Here is a 22,962-nt window from a genome sequence, read left to right on the forward strand (position 1 = left end):
ATGACTTCTTTTGATACAAATAGTTATAGAAAAATAGCACTTTATTATATAGAGTTAGGAGAAAAAAAACTATTTAAGAAATCTTTATCAAGCCTTAACATAGATAAAAGAATATTTATTTATTATTCTAAGAGTGCAAATATTCCTATATGCGCACTACCTAGACTAAAAACAATTTTATCTTCTAGGAATAGTTTTTTATCATTTTGCTATAACTTCTTCACATTTGTAAATAATCATAATACGATTATTGCTATTTGCCCTTCTTCTATAAAATCTATTGCTAAATTTGTAGTATCCCATGAAGTTGGTCATATACTTGATAAAGATATATATAAAACGAAAGAAGAATATGCTACAATACTATCTTATATCATAGATGCTTTAATTGAATTTGATATAGATGTTAACTGCGAAGATTTTCATAAGGTAAATTTACCTTTAGAATTAGAAAATGGGGTGCTGAATTTAAAGAAAAATTTAATAGATAGAGAATCTAAAGCATGGGATATAGCGAAGTCATTTCTTGTGTTTGAAAATCCTAAAGAAGAATTTATTTTCAATAAAATGAGAGAATACGCTCTTGCTACTTATAATTTTGGAAATCTAAAAAACATAGTAAAAGAACATAATATAGATATGTATTTTAAACGAAGAAAGCATCTGGCCTAATAGAGTTCTTTAAGATATGTATATAAAAATATCGGATATAATCATATTTACTATGCTCAATATCCGATATTTACTATGCTTATTTAAATTTTTCTATAATTTATCTAATATTTTAAAAATAAATTATAGTTACACTATTTTTTATAACTTGGAACTTCAAAATTTAAATTACTTCTTGTATCGTACATACCAACTATTTTATTCATTATACCTGATATTCCATTTGCCCAATTTACATCTGTAGCATATTGATGCCAAGAATAATCATAATTGAATTTCATTTTGTATATAGTATTTTGATTGTACTTAGAACTTTTTATGTAGTTTTGAGCTATCCACTGAGCTGAACCATCAATAGTAGCCTCTATACTTGTCCATCCATTAGAGTAGGCTGCTTCTGCTCCTGATACATTAGCACTTTTATCAAATGCTCCTATTCCAAAGAAATTGTAAACTTTAACAGGCGCATCAAGAGGTTTACCCTTAAATGATGTTATCGTTTGCCCTTGTGCCAATATAGATTTTCCATAACCAGTTTCCCACATAGCATGTGAAACGAGATATGCAAGATCTATATTATACTTTTGTGCTGCATTTATAAATACTTGACCTTGATTATAAAAGACATTAGTTCCTGATGAAGCTTGAGATAGAGAATTTAAATATGAATTTAATTCATCAGCTGATATTCCACCTTTATAGCTATCTAATCTTAAAAATTGCATCATTCCCTGTGAGCTATTTGTAAAATTATTTGGATTTAAGAAGTATTCTAAATCATTTTTATTCGCTGGTATAAATGCTCTACTTTCTCTTATTGCAAAAGTAGTCATAACTTGACTGCTTCTTGCTTTACTTGAATCTATAACATTTGCACCAATATTAGCTCTTTCTTGTTGAACACTTACATGATCATATAATGTATAGCTTAATGCTTTATAATTTACAGTAGATCCATTTATATTTTCTGATGTATCTTCACCTGGATTTGATGGTTGTGTCGGTGGTGTTGGTGTTGGTGTTGGTGTCGGATTTGAAGAATTTGATACCTCTTTTAAATATCTACTAGATGTATACGCCTCTTTTCCATTGTAACTTATCTTTGACCATCCATTACTTTCTGATAATACACTTATTTTTTCACACTTTTTTAGCTTACCAACTACTCCATAGCTAGTATTCGGTCCATTTCTTACATTCAAACTATCTATATTTACTTCTTTAGTAATTTTATTTGAACTTTCAGGTTTCACTGCTTCTAAATATGCTCTAGAAACATATCCCAATCTTCCATCATATTTAACTTTTGTCCATCCGTTACTTTCTGATACTACATCTACTACAGTACCTTTATTTAAAGTAGTTATAGCTCTGTAACTCGTTCCAGCGCCATTTCTCATATTTAGCCCATTAATTAAAACTCTTTTTTTTAACTCTGATGTATTTGATTCATTAGAGTTATCATTACTATTTGACTTTGATATATAAGCAGATGAAGCCCATCCTTCTTTTCCTGAACTTGTTTTTATTTTATACCATCCATTAGATGTTTCATTTATATCAACCTTATCATTTTTTTTAGCAGTAAATAAAACTGCACAATTAGTTTCTGGTCCACTTCTGATATTTAAAGAACTAGCTGTAACTATACCTGTTTGTGCTGATGCATGTGCAGTATTTACTGCCAGAGGTATCATAGCTAATGTTGCTAGGGCAATTTTTTTCTTCACTTTTTTCCTCCTCTTATATGTTCTAATTAATTATATCTACGATAATCTGTAGTTATCCTAATTATACAAATTAATACATATAGATATATTATAAACACTCATTTTATAATATACGACAGAAACAGAAGTGATTTTATACTTTTTTTGTATTATTTATTAATTTATTTAAAATACTTCTCATTTATAACTTGAGCGCATTCTATCCCATATGGGACTTTTGAAAAACCTGTTTCTTGTTTAAATACTTTTATTAAGTTTTTTTCATTATCTAAGTAATTTTCATGTTTGGAATATATTATTGGATATTCTAAGTACGATATAAAGTATTCTAAATCTTTACCACTACATTTTTTCCAAAATCCTTCCCATAATGTGTTATTTATATAATCATATGGGTTTAGATGCTGTCCATTTTCCATAAAGTACTTAATAGGATCTGGTATTTCATAGCTGTTTTGTTTAAATTCTACATCTAATTTACAAAACTCTTTTACATAATTAGTTAATTCTTCACTAATTTCTTTCATTTTATTTTCTATATGTCGTATCTTTAATTCTTCTTTTTCATTTATAAGTTTTTTATACTCTCTAGCATATATTTCAAACATTCTATAATTTACTTCTGTAATGTCCATATATATACACATCCTTTAATATTTTTATTTTATTAAGTATATTTTAATCTTTATGAATGTTTTACCTTTATTATATACTAAATTTTTATATTGTTATTTATGTATTATAAAAAAGTCTTCAATTGAATATCTATAAAGAAGACTTTTTTGAAGTACATATACGAAATTTATATTTATCCACAGTTTTAAAATGAATATAATTTCCTATGTGCTATAAAAAAGGCATAATATTCACATGTTAATGTAAATATTATGCCTTCTTTGAGATTAAGGTACTTTTTCAGTAACCTCGTAATAAATATCTCTTTATTATATTACTTTATATTTAATGCTTCTTTTTTTAATAGTTCTGCTTTGTCAGTTTTTTCCCAAGGTAAATCTATATCAGTTCTTCCTAAGTGTCCATAAGCAGCTACTTGCTTGTATATAGGTCTTCTTAATTCTAAATCTCTTATTATTGCTCCAGGTCTTAAGTCGAAGTGTTTATTTACTAATTCAACTAATACTTCTTCTGCAACTTTTCCAGTTCCAAAAGTATCTATAAATACAGATAATGGTTTAGCAACACCTATTGCATAAGCTAACTCTATTTCACATTTGTCTGCAAGTCCTGCAGCAACTATATTTTTAGCTACGTATCTTGCAGCGTATGCAGCAGATCTATCAACCTTTGTAGGATCTTTTCCTGAGAATGCTCCTCCACCGTGTCTTGAGTATCCACCGTAAGTATCTATTATTATCTTTCTTCCTGTAAGACCAGTATCTCCTTGAGGTCCTCCTATAACGAATCTTCCTGTTGGGTTGATGTATATTATAGTTTCTTCATCAAGTAATTCAGCTGGTATAACAGCTTTTATAACATGCTCTATTAAATCTCTTCTTATTGTATCATTATCAACTTCTTCTCCGTGTTGAGTTGATATAAGAATAGTGTGTACTCTAACTATTTTCTTTCCATCATATTCAACTGTAACTTGAGTTTTTCCATCTGGTCTTAGGTAGTCTAATAATCCTGATTTTCTAACTTCAGTTAATCTTCTAGCTAATTTATGAGCTAATGATATCGGTAAAGGCATTAATTCTTCTGTTTCATTACATGCAAACCCGAACATTATACCTTGATCTCCAGCTCCTACCTTTTCTATTTCATCTTCTATTTGTTCTTTACTTCTATTTTCTAACGATTCGTCAACACCCATAGCTATATCTCCTGATTGCTCATCTATAGATGTTATAACTGCACATGTATCACAGTCAAATCCGTATTTAGCTCTAGTGTATCCTATTTCTCTTACTGTTTCTCTTACTAATTTTGGTATATCCACATAAGTGTTAGTAGTTATTTCTCCAGCTACAAGCACTAAACCTGTAGTAACTGTAGTCTCACAAGCTACTCTTGATAAAGGATCTTTTTCTAGTAATGCATCTAGTATTGCATCTGATATTTGATCACAGATCTTATCTGGATGCCCTTCTGTTACTGATTCCGATGTAAATAAATGTCTTGCCATTTTATTTTCTCCTTCGTTTATTTATTATAATTATCGCTTAGCACAAGTGCTAGTTCTCTTAATATTTTACATGCTGTAACTGTTGAAACATTAGTATTATCATAGTCCGGACTAAGCTCTACTATGTCACAACCTACTAATTTAATATTCGAATTTTTTAGTACTTTAAATATATTTTCAAATTCCTTATAAAAAACTCCACCTGGTTCTGGTGTTCCAGTTCCTGAGAATATAGATGGATCAAGTACATCTAAGTCTATAGTTAAATATACATTTTTATTTTCTAATTTCTTAACTATGTCTTCGAAAGTATTTATACTTCCTACTTCCATATAAGTATGATTTTGTTTTAATGAAAAATCAAATTCTTCTTTTGTTCCTGATCTTATACCAAATTGGAAAATTCTATTATCTCCAATTATATCCCATATTCTTCTTATTACAGTTGCATGAGAGTTTTTATTATTGTTATATTCTTCTCTTAAATCTGTATGTGCATCAAAATGAAGCACACAGATATCTTCATATTTTTCCTGAACTGCCTTAAATGCAGGTAATGTAACTAAATGTTCTCCACCTATCATAAAAGGTATCTTATTATCACTTACTATTTCTTTTGTTCCTTCATATATTTCTTCTAATACTTTATCAGTATTTCCTATACTTAGCTCTAAATCACCTATATCACATATCTTATAATCTTCTAGATCTAGTCCTAGAAATGGACTATAAGTTTCTAGTCCATAAAATTCTGGTCTCATAGCGCTACTTGCAAATCTAGTTCCCGGTCTATTTGAAGTAGTTCCATCAAATCCCGCTCCAAATACTACTACATTAGCTTCGTCATATTCGTTATCCATACCCATGAATGTATTTATATGGTAAAAATTATTTATTTTCATTTAACATATCCTTTACATATTGAGGCAGCATAAATGCTCCTGTATGTATATCGCTATTGTAGTATTTAGTTTTTAGGTTTAACTTTTCCCAAGCTTCTCTATTTTGATCTTCTATAGGATCAAACTTCTTAGATGCAAATCCAAATAACCAGTGTCCTGATGGATAAGTCGGTATATGAGCTTGATAAACTTTTGCTACAGGGAATAAGCTTGTTATTTTTTCATTAGCTCTTTTCATTTCTTTAGCATTGAAATCAAAGTATGGACTTTCATTTTGATTTACAAGTATACCTTCATCACTTAATACTCTATAACAATCATTGTAGAAATCTACTGAGAATAATCCTTCTCCAGGTCCTATTGGATCAGTTGAATCAACAATTATTAAATCATAAGATTTATCCTTAGAATTTTTTACAAAAGCTACACCATCTTCAAAGTATAAATTAACTCTTGAATCATCTAATTTACACGCACATATATCTATATATTCTCTAGATACATCAACTACCATCTTATCTATTTCAACCATATCTATTTTTTCTATTTGTGGATAACGAGTAAGCTCTCTTACAGTTCCTCCGTCTCCTCCACCTATTACTAATACATTTTTTATATTCATATTAGTAGCCATAGGAACATGAACTATCATGTCATGGTATATAAATTCATCTTTATGATTTACCATCATAAGTCCATCTAAAGTTAAAAATTTACCAAATTCCTTACTATCAAATACATCTACTCTTTGAAAATCCGATTGTCCATTGAATAAATGTTTATCTACTTTTATTGAAAAACGTACATTGTCAGTCCACTCTTCCGTATACCAAAGTTCCATTTTTTTGTCCTCCATGTTATTTTATTTTTATATTTATAATTTAAACATTAGTTTTTAATATTAAAATTTCTCCAAAAACTTTATTATTATAATGCTTAATAATTTTAATACTTATTCATACTTAGATACACTTTATTTATATAGCTTCTGGCTTATGAGTAATAATTCCTAAGTCTTTTTTTGCAAATTTTTGTATTTTTGTTGTTAAACCTCTTGGTATTTCTGTTGATTCACTTTTTTCAGCTTTTAATAATTCTTCTAATAATTCAAAACTCTTCCAAGGATCTATATCTCCACAAGTGAAAAAGTCCGCTGATGCATATCCATATTCTGGCCAAGTGTGTATAGTTAAATGAGATTCAGCAATTATAACTGCTCCTGATACTCCCCATGGGTTAAAGTGATGGAAAACTGAATCAACTATTGTTGCTTTAGCATTTAATGCTGCATCATTCATGTATTTTTCTATAAGCTTAGGGTCTTTAAGTATCTCCTCATCACAGTTGTAGTATTCTACTAATATATGGCGTCCTAAAGTTTCGAATTTCATAATTTACAATCTCCTTTAAATATCTCGTGTAGCATAAGCTAAACGGATTTATTTTACTTATTTTATGACAAGTATCGTCTCAAGACTCTTGTCTTTCATATCTGTTAAATGTGCATTGTTTTCTTTTAATAAATTTATATAATCTATAATTTCTTGTGTTATCATTTCTCCAGGTGAAATTATAGGTATGCCTGGAGGATAAGCCATTATAGACTCTCCACAAATTCTATTTACGCATTTTTCTATGTCAACACTTTCCTTATCTGAATAAAAAGCATTTCTAGGATTTAGCTTTACAATTGGATTTATTTGCTTTATCTCAATTTTATTTAATGATTTATTTTTACAATAGATCTTAGATATTACATCCAAAGCCTTTACAAGTTTATCTATATCACATTTAGTAGTTCCAATAGATACAAGAGCTAATATATTATATAAATCTCCTAATTCTGCTTGAACACCAAACTCTCTATATAATAAATCATAAACTTCATGCCCTGTTAAATTTAATTCTTTAACATTTATGCATAATTTTGTTTCATCTATAAACTTTACTCCATCATTTTTTAATAGCTCTGTTGAAATAACATTTATTCCTTTTAATTTATTTAATTTACCTTTAGCATATCTAGATAGATTTAATGCTTTTGATAATTGTTCTTCTCCATTATTCACAAGATTATATCTTGCTCCGTCAATACTTGCCATTAGTAAATATGATGCTGATGTTGATTGAAGCATATTTATAGTTTGTAAAACTTTTTTAGAATCTATATTTTTATTATTAATCAAAAGTGCTGAGGCTTGAGTAAGAGCTCCTCCTGTTTTATGAATACTTACCGCAGACATGTCTGCTCCTACGTTCATACTCGATGGTGGTAAGTCTCCGTTAAATGGAAAATGCGCTCCATGTGCTTCATCCACTAAAACTAATATATTTTCTTTATGGCATATACTCACTATTTCTGCTAAATCAGCACATGCACCGTAGTAAGTTGGATTAAGTAAAAATAATGCTTTAGCATCATTATTATGTTTTATACTATCTTTAACCTTATCTATGTTTAAATTTAAACTAATTCCCAAATTATTATCAAATTCTGGTTGAATAAATATAGGAACTCCTCCACAAAGTATAAGTGAATTTATAACCGACTTATGTATATTTCTTGGAAGAAGTACTTTGTCACCAGGATTTATAACGCTTAGCATCATTGCCTGTATTGCTCCTGTAGTTCCATTTGTTATAAAAAATGCATCATCTGCACAATAAGCTTTTGCTAATAAATTTTGTGCTTTTTTTATAACTCCGTTCGGGTTTGCTACATTATCCATTAAAGGAGATGAATTTATATCCATTTTCATGATATCTTCTCCAAAATATTGATTTAATATGTCTACTCCTTGATTCCTAACATGACCAGGTACATCAAAACATGCTATGTTTTTTTGAGAATAACTTTTTAGTGCATCCAGTAAATATGCATTGCTATGGCTAGATTTAATTTCATATAAAAAATCTTCATTTATAGCTGTCATTTTAACCCCTCCCTTCATTTTTTCATTTCACAAATTTATCATATATATTTTTTAAATTTACTTTTATTAAACTGACCTTTTTTATTATATTCATATATCATATATATTTCAAGTGTTTTTTTATTTTTTTTTTATTATTATTATTTCTTTACAATCCCCTATTTTCAAAGTCTTAAATCAAATTAACCAAATTATGTTTATATTAATTTAGTCAAAGTTTAGTATTTGTAAATTTAAAACAAATAATTATTTTTAGTATTTTTTTATTTCATGAGTTTTTCCAACATATCAGGTTTAATTTAGTTTGCATACAAGTATACTTTGACTAAACTTATATATTTTTTATATTATTAAGATATTTATAAATTTACTATAAAAAAAGATGTATTAAAATAATTTTTTATAATTATCTTAATACATCAGTTTTTAATTATTTAATTATTATTTTATTATATATCCCTTCTAAGCTAGCTTTCTTAACTCTATCAGCAATAACATTTTTATCAATAGTATAAAAATCTAACTCTTTCATCCTATTGAAATAAATACTTCCTGCAAAAGTAAATCTAAGAGTATCGCCATCTGGCTTATGCATTTCATTATTAGAATAAGCTATAAAATCACCTATAAGAAGATTTGTTGGTAATTGCAATAAATACATGCCTACACAATTTCTAGCTGCATTATGACCTGCTAAACTTCCTGTGCATATAGCTTCTGTATGACCCACATAAAAACCTGATTTTTCTCCTGCAACAAATAAATTGCTAACACCCTTTACTCTCATATAATTATCTCGTGGAGCTACAGATAAATATCTAATAGAGTTTCCCTTACCACCAGAATAGGGATCAACAATTAAAGCATTTTCAAACCCTTGTATCATTCTTAGTTTTTCTAAATTATAAAAAGGACTCATAAGCTTTGCATGACCTGTATCTATTAAAACTATGTTATTGGCGAATGCAGGTAGTGCATATTGCTGACAAACTTTTATATCTAATTTTTCTTCATTTATAAATTCTTCTGGAAGAGGTATTACAGCACATCCTTTTTCATTTAATTGTTTTTGAATCTCTTCACTTAATGATTCTTTTAATAACTTCATAGACCCACTAAATGCACCAGGATCACCATTATTTCTTTTTCCAAGCATATCCTCAACACCACATCTATCACTTATACTAACTCTACCACCAAAAGATGGGCATCTTAGTATACACATAGCACATCCATTTCCATACTTAACACAATTGCCCATTGGACCTGTTGAACCTGTAGTTTCTACAAATGCATCTCCTTTTATCTTCTCACCATTTTCTAGTATCACCGCAGTAATCTTCTTATCATCCATTTCAACATCTACAACTCTACTAAAGAATTTAATTTCTATTCCCATATCACGTATTTTTTGTCTTACAGGGCTTTCTATCTTAGTAACATTATAAATCGTAGCATGATTATGCCCTGGAAAATCCATATTTTCATGAGTATAATATTTATCAGTAATCTCAAATAACTCTTTAGCCCCAAGCGCAATTGCTTCCTCTGTAGCTGTATATCTACCATTATTTCTCATTATTCCCCCAACATTTCCAAGGCCTAATAATAAATCAGTTTTTTCTAATATTACAACCTCAGCTCCTGCTTTTTTAGCAGATATGGCAGATGCACAACCCGCCCATCCGCCTCCGATCACAATTACTTTTGGCATATTTTATTCCCCCTATAAATTCTTAGAATTCAAAAAAACTCTACTATCTATTTGTGCTTTGCAAGATTTTACTTTTTCTCCATTTATATCTATAGTACAAGCACCACAAACACCTTCTCCACAGCATATTAAATTGCTATTTGAAATAGCTAAATTAATATTTTCATCAACTAAATTTACAATATCCATTATATATTTATTAAATTTATCACAACCTCCACTATATACAAGTTCTATATTATTTCTTCTTATATAGTCTATTAAAAAATCTTTGTCTTCATTCAAGTTAACATCATAGATATTAACACCTAAATCTTTTAGTTTATCAACTACTACGTCTAAAATAGCCGCTTGATTATTAATAAATACTTCTACATTATTTTTGTTTTCTAGCAATCTTTTTACTATATTGATAGAATTAACTTGCGATAAACCGTTTAATACTACTACCGTGTTAGTTTTATAAGTAGCTTTGATTTGTTTTATTCCAAATATACCATTGAAATATGGCCCCTTAACCCACACTTCATCGAAGTTGATTATATTTTTAGTCTTGATTCCCCTTGGTTTTATTACGACTTCTAAGATAGAATTACTGAAATCTACATCCATAACTGATATTGGTGTGTTGAATATATCTTTATTTTTATCTTTACTCTTTATTAATACATATGCTCCCGGGCTACATAAATCACTTAGCATATTACTTGGAACTTGTATTTTAACCAAAAAAGTATCATTTTCTAAATTACAAACTTCTTTGATTTTGCAAAGAGATTCTTTTCTTTCGCATATCGGTGTATTTTTGCTGTGTTGTAGTTCATTATATATACATATTCCTTGCCATAAGCAATCACAGGTTTTCTTTCCACATATAATCGGGCATTTTATACAATCCCCTGAGTATGCAAGATGACATGGGCAGTACTTGCTCCCTGCATCAGCACATAATTGAGTGTTAGCTTTTTTCAACTTATCCACTTCCTTAAAATGATATTTTAGAATGTCTTAAAGCATATATTATTAATTTATTATTTTAAGTCTATTTTGTTACACTCATATTTTTTAGTTTGTATATTTTTAGTGATTCTATTTTTTTTGAATAAAAAATATACTATAATATATTAAAAACTATTCACATTAATCTTCATTTTTTAAATAAAATATATAAAAACTATTCATAGGAGAGAATTTTATGGCCAATACGTTTCTTTTTTCTAAAGAACATTTGATAATACTATTGATTTTCGCTATATTTATTTATTTTTGTCCTAAACTAACTAAAAATTTACTACCTTATAGCTATATTGTGGAGAAAATAATTTGTGGGTTAATTATTTTAGAAATAGTTTTTGAACAAGTCTCTATAGCATCCATGGGTAATTATGATGTGCTAAGCTCATTACCTATTGGAATTGGTAGATTTTGTGCTTATATTTGTATTGCTATCTTATTTTTTAAGCAGTATCAATTATTCAATGTGTTTTTTTCTTGGAGCTTAATTTGTTCTATAGGCGAGATAATATTTTTTAAGTATATTCCATATAGATTTCCTAATATACTTTACTTCTTGTTTATATTCTCTAGGCTTCTATTGATTTATGCTAATGTTTATATGGTTGAGGTTAGAAAATTTAAAGTTAATAAAAGTGCTATAAGAGATAACTTGATTATGTGTATGATTTATTTTTCATTTATAATTTTATTAAATAAACTTACTTTTGCTAATTATGATTATAGTTTTTCAAATTTTGACTTGATTAGTATTCTTGCTTTTATATTATTGACTACCGCTGTATATATACCCGTTATTATTTTTGACCATGATAACTTCAATTTTAAATCCAAGAAATAAAAATAAGTCGTTAAAAACTAACGACTTATTTTTATTTCTTGGATTTGTAGTTACATGTTTTTTATATTATACCTAGTATTAATATAACACTTCCATTATAGACTTTACTTCAGTCATACAATTAAATAATTTATGCCTTTGCTCTTCGTTTAATCTATCTATCTTTGCATCTATTATAGCTATGAATCTATCTATTTCATCCTTTACAGTTTCACTTCCTTTTTCAGTTATACAGTAAAAAGTATTTCTTCTATCTTTTGAGTCTTCTTCTCTATATACATATCCTTGTTCTACTAGTTTGTTTAATAATATACATAAACTTGAAGTTGATACATATAAATCTTTACTTAAATTTTTAAGCTCTATTTTATTATGTTTTCTTATGCTAACTAATGCAAAAAATTGTCTCTCTGTAAGTAGTTTTTTACCGCTATATCTTTTATCATTTACGATCTTTATTAAATTGGTAAAATGATTCATATTCTCCATCATTAACATAGAAATTTCGTTATTTTCCATAATATTCACCTCAATGCCATAGTATTTTACACTTTAATATATATTAATAATTTTTTATTTGTATTTTACTATCAAGATTCCATACTTGTATTCTTTTTTATTATACTATACATATATAGTATTATCTATTTAAATCGTTTTAATTTAAAACTTTAGTATTTTAGACTTATTTATATAATAAAAAACTATCTACATGCCGTATAATGCAGTGACTTGTAGATAGTTTTTTATTATATATTTTTTTTATTAGCTGTATTTTCCTTAGACAACTTTTGAATTTTTTCTATAACCTTTGGTGTCACCGCTAATATATTGTCAACCATATTGATACTGTTATCTAAGCTCATAAGTCTTGTTTCTCCATTTTCAACTACTACAAAAGCTACTGGCTGTATAGAAATGGCTCCTGCACTTCCTCCTGCAAAATTAGTATCGTCTTTCGCTTCTATATTTCCTTTTGATTTTTTTTCATCATATCCTTTAGAATACTCTCCTCCTCCAATACCAAATCCAATAGTTACTTTTGATATCGGTACAACTACTGTAGTATCAGTTTGTATAGGATCTCCTATTATAGTATTAGCATCTATAGAACCTTTAATTGTTTCAAATGTTGTCTCCATAAGACTTTGTATTGACCCTGTTGATTTCACTATCGCCACCGTCCTTTTTCTTCATTTTAGTTTTTTTATAAATTTTAAATATCGCTATAGCCATACTTGTTATATCTTTAATTGTTGGCTTTACATGTAGTTTAATACTTGCATTTATGTAGTTTTTTGTAAAATTAGGGTTAGCGTTTAGGTAAATCTTTTCTGGATTAATAATATTAATTAAATTTCCATAAATGCAATTTATAAATGCATATATAAAACATGTGAAATTTATATTTTCATTCCCAAAATTTATATCGCTATATATTTCTTGTATTTTTATTTTTTTTACTACCTTATAAATTATTTTCAAGTCTTCAATCTTTATTGCTTTTTTATTTATACCTTTATTTATAAGCTCCTTTATATTTTTCTTGTTTTTTACTTTTTTATTTTTATTATTTGAGTAGATTGGTACTTTTATATTTATTAAATTAAATAAATATTTTATATTAAGCTTAATATTTATATCATTATTACTTACATCACATGTAAGCATTATATTAAAATATGATTTGAGTATTAATGCTAATGGCAATATAAATAATGCTAATAATATTGATAAGAAAAAAATAATTACAAATATATCATTATATCTCATACTCTTATTATCTTCTAAAAAATAGCTATGTATACTATTATTAAAATTAATTTTATATAACTATCTATAAAAAAATAGATTACCTATAAAAGTAATCTATTTTTCTTATTTATTTTCATTGCTATTATCTTCATAGTTTTCTAAAGGAGGTAAATCCTCTAAAGTTTCTATACTTAATAACTTTAAAAATTCATTTGTAGTTTTATATATTATAGGTTTACCTATTCTTTCAAGCCTTCCTGCTTCTTTTATCAATTCATTTTCTAAAAGAGTTTGTATAGCTCTATCACACTTAACACCTCTTATATCTTCTACTTCAACTTTTGTTATTGGCTGTTTGTAAGCTATTATAGTTAAAGTCTCTAAAGTAGCTTGACTTAAACTTTTCTTTTTCTTTGGCTCTAATACTTTTTTTATAAAATCACAATAATCTTTATTTGTAGTCATTTGATATTTATCTTCTAATTTTATTATTTGTATACCTCTACTATTTTCTCTATACTCATCTATCAATGAATTTAACATCAACTCTATTTCTTTTCTTGATAACTCTTCATTGATTATGTTGTTTAGCTCCTCAATGCTTATAGGCTCTGAATATGCAAACATAACTGCCTCTATAATATTTTTTATTTCTTCACGTCTCATTTTACCACTCCGAGCTTTTCTTTATTAGTATATCATCAAAAAATATGTCTTGTTCTACTACTATTTCTTTAGCTTTTATCAGTTCTAATATCGATAAAAATATAGCTATTACTTCATCTTTATCACAAGTTTGTATTATTTTTGTAAATCTGATTTCTTTTTCTTCTTTTATTATATTTCTTATATATCTGATTTTTTCTTCTACTGATATAATTTTTCCTCTTACTATTTTGTTTAATCCTTCATCTTTTATTTCTTTTTCTTCTAATTTTTTAACATTTAGTATATGAGGAAGTATGTTCATTATAGCTTCTAGAGATATTTCTTCTAAATCTATTTTTTCATCTATAACTATTTCTTCCTTTTTTCTAAAAAATAATTCATTTCCATAACTAACATTATCTTTTAAATTTTCTGCTGCTAATTTGAATTTTTTATACTCCTCTAACTGTTCCATAAGTTCTAACCTTGGGTCTTCTACTTCTTCATCATCTTTTTGCTTATATAACAAATATTTAGATTTTACTTCAAGAAGTTTAGATGCCATTGTTATAAACTCACTAGTTATTTCTAAGTCCATTTTTTCTAACATTTCTAGATATTTTATATATTGTTTTGTTATATCTATTATTGATATATCTTTTATATCTATTTTATGTTTAGAAATTAAGTCATATAATAAGTCTAGAGGACCTTCGTATACTTGTAGTTGTATATTATATTTCATGTGTTTACCTCTTAACTTATATTATTTAATAAAATAACCATACTAGGTTCATTATTACATCCCTTATTGGAGATACTATTATACTGTATAGTCCTGTAAATATTAAAATTAATAATATAGGGTAACTCATACTTTCATATTTATAAACTATTTCGTTATACTTATATGGGATAAATGATGAAACTATACCCCATCCATCAAGTGGTGGGACTGGAAGTAAATTAAATGCTGCAAACCCTACGTTATACAACATTGTCATATATCCGATATCTTGAATAGCTTCCATTCTAACATATTTCATTATTAGCACACATAATATAGCTGCAAGTATGTTTCCTATAGCTCCTGCCAATGATACTAAAATATTTCCTATTTTATAATTTTTAAAATTATTCGGATTTACAGGTACTGGCTTTGCCCATCCTATATGAAAAATTAACATTGTAATAAGACCTATTGGATCTATATGTTTAGCCGGATCTAATGTCATTCTTCCATCCATTTTAGCAGTATCATCCCCTAATAAATGTGCTACATATGCATGACCAAACTCATGCACAGATATAGCTACTGTTATCGCGACTATGGTTATTAATATATTACTTAAGTTCATATTTACATCTCCTAAATTACAATTTTAATACTATTATACCAATTAATAATATTATAATCAAAATATTTATAGTATGTATTTATCCATAAAAAAAAGAAGTTTCGAAAACTTCTTTTTTTATTTATATTTTTTTAAAGCATACTATCTATTACTCTTTGAAGCATTTGTAAATAACTTGCTTTATTTATATCTTTTGTATTAACTAAATCCAATGCACCTACCATTTTTTTACCTTGGTAAACTTCAACTTGACCAAGTATTGTTCCTTTTTTAATAGGTATACTAGGATTTTCATTTATTTTTACTTCTCTCGTAAAATCTTTATTTCCACCTTTTTTAATTAAAACTGTTAAATCTTCTTTAGCTATTAAATTTATTTTATTGTCTTCTGCTTTATCTAATGTAAGAGTTGCCATATTATCATCTTTAGAACATAGTTTTACACTTTCATAATTTGCAAATCCAAAGTTTAATAAAGCAGAAGCATCTTTAAATCTTTCTGGAGATGTTTCAGCTCCAAGAGTTGCTGCTACTAGATGAGTCTCTCCTCTTTTAGCTGAAGCTGATAAACAATACTTAGCTTCTTGTGTGAATCCAGTTTTAACTCCTGTTGAGCCTTTATAATGCTTTATCATTTTATTAGTATTAGCAAGGCCTACTTTTACTTGTTTTTTACCAACTATAACTTCATCCATCCATGTTGTAAGATATTTATTTATAGACTCATGTTTCAATAATTCCCTAGACATTAAAGCAATATCATGCGCTGAAGTATAATGGTTATCAATTGGAAGTCCATTTGTATTTGCAAAATGAGTATCTTTCATTCCTAACTCTTGTGCCTTAGCATTCATCATGTCTACAAAGCCTTCTACGCTACCTGCTACATGTTCTGCCATAGCTACACAAGCATCATTTGCAGAAGCTACTGCAATACCCTTTAATAAGCTATTTACATCTTGCGTTTCACCTTGTTCTAAGAATATTTGACTTCCTCCCATGCCTGCTGAAGTGTCACTTATTTGAACTTTATCATCTAGTTTTATTTTACCAGAGTCAAGTGCTTCTACACATAACAACATCGTCATTACTTTAGTTACACTAGCTGGAGGTAGCTTATCATGGGCATTTTTTTCATATAAAATTTGTCCACTTGATACATCCATTAGTATAGCTGATTTTGAAGAGATATTTATTGGTGCGCCTTTATCATTTGCAAAAGCCATATTCATAGGCATTAAGACAAGTAATATTGCCACCACTATACTAGCCAATTTTTTCATAGTTGTCACCTCTTAATATTTATTTTAAACTTATTTTCTCACTATTTAAATTTTTTATTCTGATTGGCTAGGTTTACTTGCAAATGTATTCCTTCTATTTTCAAGTGTTTTGAAATGGTGGGATAATGCTCCATTGCTGTGTGCATTTTCTATTATATCAAATGCTTCTTCATAGTCCATACCATAATCTGCTGCTACTTCCATTCTAAGTTGTTTTAAAGCCATTCTTGCGTTGTTATTTGATCCTTTATTACTCATATTCATACCTCCTATTAATAAATTTTTATATGTATTTATTTTCTGCTAATATAAGGCATTTATAATTGTTATTTTTTGTAATATTAAAAAAGGAATATCTTTATTACCAGATATTCCTTCTTTTGTATCTTTGTTTTTATCATTTTACTAATTGCTCAATAGTTTATTGTTTCTTCCTCAATTTCTATTATCTCAGCTTCTGTATTTGATTCTATAAAGCTTATTATTTTTTCTTTTGCTGAGTCGCATTGGCTAGAATCTAGGGTAATTCCTGCTATCCCTATGGTAATTCTTTGATGAACATCTTGATTTTCTATCTCTGAAACAGAAATGTTAAAAGTATTTTGAAGTTTTTTCATTATACTTTTTATTACCATCCTTTTTTCTTTTAAAGAATGAACCCAATTTGCTCTAAGGTCAATTTTTAGTATAAATATTTTCATATAAAATTACCTTTCTTTTGTTTATTTATATATTATCCATTATTTATATAGTTATTTGTAATCTTTTTCTACAGCCTGAGCAAGTATTTTATTTATGTTATTCATCATTAAAGTAAATTTTCGTTCACTATTTAAGTAATTACATAGTTTTTTATTATTTGCTACCCTATTTTGGGTACCTTCTATTTTGCTCATAGTTTTTCTATCTATCTGCTGGTTTTTTATAGAGTAACTTTGTATTTGAATTTGAATATTTCTATAGTCTTTTAAAAGTTTCTCTGAATCTTTATCATCTTTTATTTCTTTCATAGATTTTCTAAATTCTTTATATTCTTTACTATTTTTTATTTCATTAGCTAGCTTCATAGCTGTATCGTTAACTCCCATAGATTCCTCCTAAAAAAAAATTGAATATAATAAATTATATTCAATCTTTGTTAATTATACCTCCATTATTATAGGAAGTATCATAGGATTTCTTTTAGTTTTTTGGTATAAGTGTTCTTTTAAATTTTCTTTTATATTATTCTTTAAATAAGCCCACTCTTTTATATTTTTATCTTCACATTCTTTTAATACTTGTTTAATTATGTTCTTAGCTGCATCCATTAAATCCTCAGATTCTCTAACATATACAAATCCTCTAGATATTATATCTGGTCCTGCTAAAACTTTTCCATTTTCTTTTGATATTGTTACAACAACTATCATAAGTCCATCTTCTGATAAATGTTTTCTATCTCTTAATACTATATTCCCAACATCTCCAACGCCTAATCCATCAACTAGTACATGTCCTGTTGGTACAGTCCCAACTACTTTTGCAGAATTTCTATCTATTTCTAAAATATCTCCCGTTTTATTTAAGAATATATTTTGACTTGGCATACCTAATTCTTCTGCTAATTCAGCATGTTTTTTTAACATTCTATATTCACCATGAGCTGGCATAAAGAACTTTGGCTTAACTAATCTATGAAGCAATTTTAACTCGTCTTGCTTTGCATGACCTGATACATGTATATCTTCATCTTCATAAACTACTTCTGCACCTTTTGCAAATAAAGAATTTATTACTTTTGATATTGATTTCTCATTCCCTGGTATTGGATGAGCTGATACTATTATTAAATCTCCACTTTTTATTTCTACTTTTTTATGTTCTGCACTTGCCATTCTCGCAAGAGCTGACATTGGCTCTCCTTGTGAACCAGTTGTTATTAGAACTATTTCATTATCTTCATATTTAGATAAATCATGTAAGTCTATTAACATTTTTTCAGGTATTTCTAAGTACCCTAATTCAGTAGCTACGTTTACTACGTTTATCATTGATCTTCCTGATACTGCTACTTTTCTATTAAATTTCTCCGCTGTATTTATTATCTGTTGTAGTCTGTGTATATTAGATGCAAATGTAGCAACTATAATTCTGCTTTTCGTAGCTTTTCTAAATAAATCATCAAACCCTGCCCCTACAGTCTTTTCTGACTTAGTAGAACCTGGTCTTTCAGCATTAGTACTGTCTGCTAATAGTAGAAGTACTCCTTTTTTACTTAATTCACAAATTCTATGAATATCCATAACCTCTCCATTAATAGGTGTTAAATCAATTTTAAAGTCTCCTGTATGGAATATTATACCTTGATCTGTGTGAATAGCTATAGAGCAAGCATCCGGCATACTATGATTATTTCTTATAAATTCTACATCCATGTTCCCAAGCTTTATAACTTCTTTTGGAGTTATAACGTTTAGCTTAACATTATTCATTTTATGTTCTTTTAATTTAACTTGTATAAGCCCTATACTAAGTTTTGCTCCGTATACAGGTACATTTACCTTTTTAAGTATATATGGAAGCGCTCCTATATGATCTTCATGTCCGTGTGTAATAAATATACCTTTTATTTTATCCTTATTCTTTATTAAATAAGTTACATCCGGTATAACTATATCTATCCCCAACATATCATCATCTGGAAAACTTAATCCAGCATCTATGACAATTATTTCGTCTTTATACTCAACAACTGTCATATTTTTACCGATTTCACCAAGCCCACCCAGTGCCATTATCTTTATTTTATTGGCGTTTTTCTTGAACAATTGTATCATCTCCTTCTGTCTATTCAGTTTTTACTTAAAATTTAAACACGTTCTATTGTTTAAATAATATCAAATCACGCACTCTTTACCAGTTATTATCATTGTACCATAATTTCTACTATAATTTAAGTCATATTTATAATACCTTTACTGTATTATTTTGACAAAGTTATCCTATTCTGCTATTCTCTGAGTATAAAACACAATATTTAGGAGGATTTATGCGTGGAAAAACCCATTGTGCAATAGGTGTTTTAAGTGTTATTCAAGCTTCTCTACTATTTAATATACCTATTTCTATATTTAATCTTATACTCTCTGCTTTTTTTTCAATACTTCCAGATTTAGATGAGTCTCATTCTATAGTATCTGATATATTCCTAAAAAAAGAAGTGTCTAAATTTATCTTAAAAGCAATAATATATTTAATTAATACAATAATTTTCTTTGTATCTCTAAAAATAAATAATAATTTTTACTTAAGTTCTATAATTACATTTATAGCAATTATAATTATAGAATCAAAATTAAGTCATACTTTTTTAAGAAAAGTATTTTTATCCTTGATATTTATATTGTTAGCAATCTGCCTTTATTTAATAAATTTAAAAATATCTTTTTCAATTTTTTGTTTAATGCTATCTACATTCCCTTGGCTTAAACATAGGAGTTTTTCTCATAGTCTTTTTGCTACGATTATAATATATTTTTTATTAAAACAAATAGAACTAATAACTAATATATCTAATTTAGCATTTTTGGGAACTATTAGTTTTTCAAGTCATATATTTTTAGGAGATTTATTTACAAAATTAGGAATACCTCTTTTTTATCCTATAAGTAATAAAAAAATTTCTTTAGGATTCTTTAAAGTAGGTAGCTTTTTTAGTAATATATTAGAAGTATTATTCATATTACTTTTAATCGGTTCAATAATTTATTCTATAATAAAAATATAAGCCCATAAGGACTTATATTTTTATTGGCTACTTTGAACAGTCTCCACATAATCCGTAAAATTTAACGTCATGGTCAAGTATTTTAAATTTATATAGTTCTTGTATTTCTTTTTCTATATTATCTAGTAAATCTTCTTTAGCTTCCATTATTTTTCCACAGTTCTTACAAATAAGATGATGATGATTATGACAATCTTTCTTATTTAAACTTATTTCATATCTTATACATCCATCATCTAAATTAAGTTTTGATATTACACCAATTTCATCTAACAATTGCATTGTTCTATATACTGTTGCTAATCCAATTTCTGGACAATCTACTCTTACTAAATCATATATTTCTTCACTGCTTAAGTGTTCTGTACTATTCTTAAGAAGTATATCTACAATTGCTCTTCTTTGAGGAGTAATTTTAAACCCAGTTTCTTTTAATTTATCTTTTAATATATCCATTGTATTCATTTTAATATCACCCTTATTTTTTCAATTGATAATCTTTATTAATTATTTTAGTTGATAATGAACGTTTTGTCAATATTTTAATACATTAGGGATTATAATTTCTTTGCATATGCTACTTTCCATATATAAATTCATGTAATACTTTTAAATTTTCTTCTTCTTTCCATTTAACAACATACATCCCATCTCCATTTATCCTATCTTCTTCTCTATATTGCTCTAGAGGAAATTGCAGTTGCTCTATTTCATAACTACCTAATTCGTGAGATAAAAAAGCTAATTTAGTTATCTTATCTAATGAAATATTAACATCTATATTTTTAGCTATATTTTTTATTATAGCTGGATATTCAGTTATAGGTGTATTTGATAATTTATACGCTATATTAGTTAAAATTTTTCTTTGTCTTTCATCTCTTTTATATATAGTGTCTATTTTTCTTATTCTTGCATAAGCCAAAGCTTGATAACCATTTAAGTTTTGAAATCCACAATTATCTATATATTTTATTTTGCCCCTATTTTCTTCATTTAAACAATATGAAGATTTTATGATTTGATTTAAATGATTTATTTCCTTTTCATAAACTTCTACGTCCACTCCACCTAATGTGTCTATTATCTCAATAAAAGACATAAAATCAACTACAGCATAATCTTTTATATCTAACTTGAAATTTTGATTTATCGTTTGTAAAAGTAGTTCTTCTTTTCCATATGCATATGCATGATTCAATTTTTCATTACCTTTATTAGGTATATTAACCAGTGTATCTCTAGCTAATGAAGTAAGTTTAATAGACTTGTTTAAATTATCTAGGGTTAAAATTATCATTGTGTCTGACCTAGCAGGACCCTTTGAATCAAAGCTATCTTTACCTATTAACAGTATGTTATCTACTTTATTATGTTTAGGTATCTCATATGTTTGTTCATGTTGTAATGCGTATATACTTGGTACAAATAATATTATTATTGAAATTGATAAAAAAAGTTCTAATAATTTTTTCATTTTATCACTACCTTTTATGTTTTATTTAATAAATATTTTCTCCTTATATTAAATAAATTACACTGTATCTTATCTTTTTAAATATTTACCATTTAAGATATATTTTAAGAATTTAATTCACAAAAAAACTACCTATTTCTAGGTAGTTTTTAATATATTATTGCTCATCTTCGTCGAAGTTTAATCCTTCTTCTTCCATTAATGTATTATATACATCAACAACTATTTCATATTCTTTATCATCTTCTAAAGGAACTAATATTTCTCCTTCTTCATCTTGGTCTATTCTGAATATTAAAGCCTCATCTGCCTCTTCTTCCTCTACAGGAACTAATATAGCATACTCTTTTCCTTCAGCTTCTAGCGTTAATATTATTTCAAATGCGCTTTCCACACCATTTTCGTCTATTAAGTTGATTATATTTTCTTGCATCTGCTTCACCTCTGATTTTTTTATTTATTATTTATATTATATATCATAAGTTTATAATTTTATAGCTATTTTAAAAATTTCTTTGTCTATCTAAATATCCTTGTAAAATTATTACTGCTGCAACCATATCTATAACACCTTTTCTGTTTTCTCTTCTTACATTTCCTTCTATTAAAGTTCTCTCAGCTGCTACTGTAGAAAGCCTTTCATCCCAGTATTCTATTTTTATTTTGGTTTCTTCTTGTAATAATTCACAAAACTTTATTACCTTTTCTCCTAGATCGGAA

The 22,962-nt window shown here is 27.2% G+C and carries 27 protein-coding genes; 3 read left to right on the forward strand and 24 right to left on the reverse strand.

Annotation, left to right across the window (positions count from 1 at the left end; all coding sequences use genetic code 11):
* Window positions 1-672 (forward strand): hypothetical protein, encoded by a 672-nt coding sequence (locus tag AC11VW_RS07290; RefSeq protein ID WP_484300741.1) that lies wholly within the window; start codon window positions 1-3, stop codon window positions 670-672.
* Between the two features lie 134 nt (window positions 673-806).
* Here AC11VW_RS07290 and AC11VW_RS07295 read toward each other — a convergent pair whose 3' ends face one another.
* From AC11VW_RS07295 to AC11VW_RS07335, 9 genes are all read right to left on the reverse strand, one after another.
* Complete coding sequence (locus AC11VW_RS07295; RefSeq protein ID WP_484300742.1) at window positions 807-2,402, reverse strand: SH3 domain-containing protein; 1,596 nt, start codon at window positions 2,400-2,402, stop codon at window positions 807-809.
* A 161-nt stretch (window positions 2,403-2,563) separates the two neighbouring features.
* Window positions 2,564-3,037 (reverse strand): hypothetical protein, encoded by a 474-nt coding sequence (locus AC11VW_RS07300; RefSeq protein ID WP_484300743.1) that lies wholly within the window; start codon window positions 3,035-3,037, stop codon window positions 2,564-2,566.
* Window positions 3,038-3,351: 314 nt separating this feature from the next.
* The gene (metK, locus tag AC11VW_RS07305; RefSeq protein WP_484300744.1) at window positions 3,352-4,548 is read right to left on the reverse strand and encodes a methionine adenosyltransferase; all 1,197 of its coding nucleotides are present in this window, start codon (window positions 4,546-4,548) and stop codon (window positions 3,352-3,354) included.
* A gap of 17 nt (window positions 4,549-4,565) precedes the next feature.
* Window positions 4,566-5,450, reverse strand: a complete 885-nt coding sequence (gene speB, locus AC11VW_RS07310) for an agmatinase (protein ID WP_484300745.1) — start codon at window positions 5,448-5,450, stop codon at window positions 4,566-4,568.
* The gene (gene speE / locus AC11VW_RS07315; RefSeq protein ID WP_484300746.1) at window positions 5,437-6,291 is read right to left on the reverse strand and encodes a polyamine aminopropyltransferase; all 855 of its coding nucleotides are present in this window, start codon (window positions 6,289-6,291) and stop codon (window positions 5,437-5,439) included. The genes speB and speE overlap by 14 nt, the downstream gene beginning before the upstream one ends.
* Before the next feature lie 136 nt (window positions 6,292-6,427).
* On the reverse strand, window positions 6,428-6,841 hold the full coding sequence (speD, locus tag AC11VW_RS07320; protein ID WP_484300747.1) for an adenosylmethionine decarboxylase: 414 nt from the start codon (window positions 6,839-6,841) through the stop codon (window positions 6,428-6,430).
* A 57-nt stretch (window positions 6,842-6,898) separates the two neighbouring features.
* Window positions 6,899-8,383: an aminotransferase class I/II-fold pyridoxal phosphate-dependent enzyme gene (locus tag AC11VW_RS07325; protein ID WP_484300748.1), complete on the reverse strand. Its 1,485-nt coding sequence runs from the start codon at window positions 8,381-8,383 to the stop codon at window positions 6,899-6,901.
* A gap of 430 nt (window positions 8,384-8,813) precedes the next feature.
* Window positions 8,814-10,097, reverse strand: a complete 1,284-nt coding sequence (locus tag AC11VW_RS07330; RefSeq protein WP_484300749.1) for an FAD-dependent oxidoreductase — start codon at window positions 10,095-10,097, stop codon at window positions 8,814-8,816.
* A 12-nt stretch (window positions 10,098-10,109) separates the two neighbouring features.
* Window positions 10,110-11,078 (reverse strand): 2Fe-2S iron-sulfur cluster-binding protein, encoded by a 969-nt coding sequence (locus AC11VW_RS07335; RefSeq protein WP_484300750.1) that lies wholly within the window; start codon window positions 11,076-11,078, stop codon window positions 10,110-10,112.
* A 214-nt stretch (window positions 11,079-11,292) separates the two neighbouring features.
* On the opposite strand from AC11VW_RS07335, the gene AC11VW_RS07340 reads away from it, so the two are divergent.
* Window positions 11,293-11,952 carry a TMEM164 family acyltransferase gene (locus AC11VW_RS07340; RefSeq protein ID WP_484300751.1) on the forward strand — a complete coding sequence of 220 codons (660 nt, stop codon included), beginning with the start codon at window positions 11,293-11,295 and terminating at the stop codon, window positions 11,950-11,952.
* 78 nt (window positions 11,953-12,030) lie between these two features.
* Here the strand turns inward: AC11VW_RS07340 and AC11VW_RS07345 are convergent, their stop codons facing one another.
* From AC11VW_RS07345 to AC11VW_RS07395, 11 genes are all read right to left on the reverse strand, one after another.
* Window positions 12,031-12,471 carry a MarR family winged helix-turn-helix transcriptional regulator gene (locus tag AC11VW_RS07345; RefSeq protein WP_484300752.1) on the reverse strand — a complete coding sequence of 147 codons (441 nt, stop codon included), beginning with the start codon at window positions 12,469-12,471 and terminating at the stop codon, window positions 12,031-12,033.
* A gap of 230 nt (window positions 12,472-12,701) precedes the next feature.
* Entirely contained in the window at window positions 12,702-13,124 is a 423-nt protein-coding gene (gene ytfJ / locus AC11VW_RS07350) for a GerW family sporulation protein (protein ID WP_484300753.1), read from the reverse strand.
* Window positions 13,078-13,725: a DUF2953 domain-containing protein gene (locus AC11VW_RS07355; protein ID WP_484300754.1), complete on the reverse strand. Its 648-nt coding sequence runs from the start codon at window positions 13,723-13,725 to the stop codon at window positions 13,078-13,080. The genes ytfJ and AC11VW_RS07355 overlap by 47 nt, the downstream gene beginning before the upstream one ends.
* Before the next feature lie 105 nt (window positions 13,726-13,830).
* Complete coding sequence (scpB, locus tag AC11VW_RS07360; RefSeq protein WP_484300755.1) at window positions 13,831-14,373, reverse strand: SMC-Scp complex subunit ScpB; 543 nt, start codon at window positions 14,371-14,373, stop codon at window positions 13,831-13,833.
* A gap of 1 nt (window position 14,374) precedes the next feature.
* Window positions 14,375-15,100: a segregation and condensation protein A gene (locus AC11VW_RS07365; protein WP_484300756.1), complete on the reverse strand. Its 726-nt coding sequence runs from the start codon at window positions 15,098-15,100 to the stop codon at window positions 14,375-14,377.
* Between the two features lie 25 nt (window positions 15,101-15,125).
* Complete coding sequence (locus AC11VW_RS07370; protein WP_484300757.1) at window positions 15,126-15,713, reverse strand: site-2 protease family protein; 588 nt, start codon at window positions 15,711-15,713, stop codon at window positions 15,126-15,128.
* Between the two features lie 131 nt (window positions 15,714-15,844).
* On the reverse strand, window positions 15,845-16,996 hold the full coding sequence (locus tag AC11VW_RS07375) for a D-alanyl-D-alanine carboxypeptidase family protein (RefSeq protein ID WP_484300758.1): 1,152 nt from the start codon (window positions 16,994-16,996) through the stop codon (window positions 15,845-15,847).
* 54 nt (window positions 16,997-17,050) lie between these two features.
* Entirely contained in the window at window positions 17,051-17,254 is a 204-nt protein-coding gene (locus AC11VW_RS07380; RefSeq protein WP_484300759.1) for a CD1290 family small acid-soluble spore protein, read from the reverse strand.
* Between the two features lie 155 nt (window positions 17,255-17,409).
* Window positions 17,410-17,697: a DUF503 domain-containing protein gene (locus AC11VW_RS07385; protein WP_484300760.1), complete on the reverse strand. Its 288-nt coding sequence runs from the start codon at window positions 17,695-17,697 to the stop codon at window positions 17,410-17,412.
* 51 nt (window positions 17,698-17,748) lie between these two features.
* Window positions 17,749-18,084: a YlbF family regulator gene (locus tag AC11VW_RS07390; RefSeq protein ID WP_484300761.1), complete on the reverse strand. Its 336-nt coding sequence runs from the start codon at window positions 18,082-18,084 to the stop codon at window positions 17,749-17,751.
* 54 nt (window positions 18,085-18,138) lie between these two features.
* Window positions 18,139-19,815, reverse strand: coding sequence for a ribonuclease J (locus AC11VW_RS07395; protein WP_484300762.1), 1,677 nt, complete (start codon window positions 19,813-19,815; stop codon window positions 18,139-18,141).
* A gap of 212 nt (window positions 19,816-20,027) precedes the next feature.
* Here AC11VW_RS07395 and AC11VW_RS07400 point away from each other — a divergent pair, with 212 nt between their 5' ends.
* Window positions 20,028-20,765: a metal-dependent hydrolase gene (locus AC11VW_RS07400; protein ID WP_484300763.1), complete on the forward strand. Its 738-nt coding sequence runs from the start codon at window positions 20,028-20,030 to the stop codon at window positions 20,763-20,765.
* 27 nt (window positions 20,766-20,792) lie between these two features.
* Here AC11VW_RS07400 and AC11VW_RS07405 read toward each other — a convergent pair whose 3' ends face one another.
* The 4 genes from AC11VW_RS07405 to ruvX form a co-directional block, all read right to left on the reverse strand.
* Window positions 20,793-21,230: a Fur family transcriptional regulator gene (locus tag AC11VW_RS07405; RefSeq protein WP_484300764.1), complete on the reverse strand. Its 438-nt coding sequence runs from the start codon at window positions 21,228-21,230 to the stop codon at window positions 20,793-20,795.
* A 112-nt stretch (window positions 21,231-21,342) separates the two neighbouring features.
* Window positions 21,343-22,242: an LCP family protein gene (locus AC11VW_RS07410; protein ID WP_484300765.1), complete on the reverse strand. Its 900-nt coding sequence runs from the start codon at window positions 22,240-22,242 to the stop codon at window positions 21,343-21,345.
* 157 nt (window positions 22,243-22,399) lie between these two features.
* Window positions 22,400-22,675 carry a DUF1292 domain-containing protein gene (locus AC11VW_RS07415; protein WP_484300766.1) on the reverse strand — a complete coding sequence of 92 codons (276 nt, stop codon included), beginning with the start codon at window positions 22,673-22,675 and terminating at the stop codon, window positions 22,400-22,402.
* 70 nt (window positions 22,676-22,745) lie between these two features.
* Window positions 22,746-22,962 (reverse strand): Holliday junction resolvase RuvX (gene ruvX / locus AC11VW_RS07420; protein ID WP_484300767.1); only part of this gene is annotated, 217 nt, incomplete at its 5' end.

It is taken from the genome of Romboutsia sp. (assembly GCF_056995035.1).